We start from the raw sequence: 1490 nt of genomic DNA, 5'->3' as shown, positions 1-1490 counted from the left end.
CCCCTCCGCCAGCGCGGGCAGCCCGGCCACCCAGGCACGCCCCGCCTCCCCCTCGAACCTCAGATGAAAAGCCGAAAGCTCCTCGGGCACCCGGATCATCCCCGGATCCTACGTACGCCCCCGGCAGGGCCATCCAGTACGTTCCCGGACATGCGGACTCTCAACGGAGGCATCTCCTACTGGTACGCGGACACCGGCATCCCCACGCCCCGCGAGCCCCTCCCCGGCGACACCACGGCCGACATCTGCGTCGTCGGCGGCGGATACACAGGGCTGTGGACGGCCTACTACCTCAAGAAGGCCGCCCCCTTCCTCCGCATCACCCTCCTCGAGGCCAAGTTCTGCGGTTACGGGGCCTCCGGCCGCAACGGCGGCTGGCTCTACAACGGCATCGCCGGACGCGACCACTACGCCGTCCGCCACGGCAAGGAGGCCGCCGTCCGCCTCCAGCGGGCCATGAACGAGACGGTCACCGAGGTCATCGACCGCGCCGCCGAGGAGAAGATCGACGCCGGCATCCACCGCGGCGGCGTGCTCGAGGTCGCCCGCACCCCCGCCCAACTCGCCCGCCTCAAGGCCTTCCACGACCACGAGGTGTCGTACGGCGAGACCGACCGCACCCTCCTCGGCGCCCGCGAGACCGCACAGCGTCTGCGCGTCGCGGGCGCCGTCGGGTCCACCTGGACGCCCCACGGAGCCCGCCTCCACCCCGCGAAACTCGCCACCGGTCTCGCCACCGCCGTCGAGAACCTCGGCGTCACCGTCCACGAGTCGACCCCCGTCCTGGAGATCAGGCCCAAGCACGCCGTCACCCCGTACGGCACCGTCCGCGCCCCCTACATCCTGCGCTGCACCGAAGGCTTCACCGCCGGCCTCAAGGGCCACCGCCGCACCTGGCTCCCGATGAACTCCTCCATGATCATCACCGCGCCGCTGCCCGCCTCCGTCTGGGACGCCATCGGCTGGGAAGGCCGCGAAACCCTCGGCGACATGGCCCACGCCTACATCTACGCCCAGCGCACGGCCGACGACCGCATCGCCCTCGGCGGCCGGGGCAACCCCTACCGCTACGGTTCCCGCACCGACAACGACGGCCGCACCCGGCCCGCCACGGTCCACGCCCTCCGCGACAGCCTCACCCAGCTCTTCCCCGCGCTCACCGGCACCCCCGTCGCCCACGCCTGGTCGGGCGTCCTCGGCGTCCCCCGCGACTGGTGCGCCACCGTCGCGCTCGACCGCGCCACCGGCCTGGGCTGGGCCGGCGGCTACGTCGGCAGCGGCGTCGCCACCAGCAACCTCGCCGCCCGCACCCTGCGCGACCTCGTCCAGCAGGACTCCGGCCAGTCCGGGCCCACGGACCTCACCACCCTCCCCTGGGTGAACCACAAGGTCCGCCCCTGGGAACCCGAGCCCCTGCGCTGGCTCGGCGTCCAGACCCTCTACGCCGTCTACCGCCACACGGACCGCACCGAGGCCACCACCCACACCCC

1 protein-coding gene is annotated in these 1490 nt (G+C 73.0%); it reads left to right on the top strand.

Going from position 1 to position 1490, the window contains the following annotated elements; genetic code table 11:
• Positions 1–150: 150 nt before the first annotated feature.
• The coding region (locus tag GUY61_RS38275) for an FAD-binding oxidoreductase (RefSeq protein WP_166634887.1) at positions 151–1490 on the top strand (1340 nt) is incomplete at its 3' end.

The organism is Streptomyces sp. GC420 (assembly GCF_009916105.1).
In the GTDB taxonomy this organism is placed as follows: Bacteria; Actinomycetota; Actinomycetes; order Streptomycetales; family Streptomycetaceae; genus Streptomyces.
Note: the sequence above shows the minus strand (reverse complement) of the source record. Positions and strands in the feature narration are given on the sequence as shown.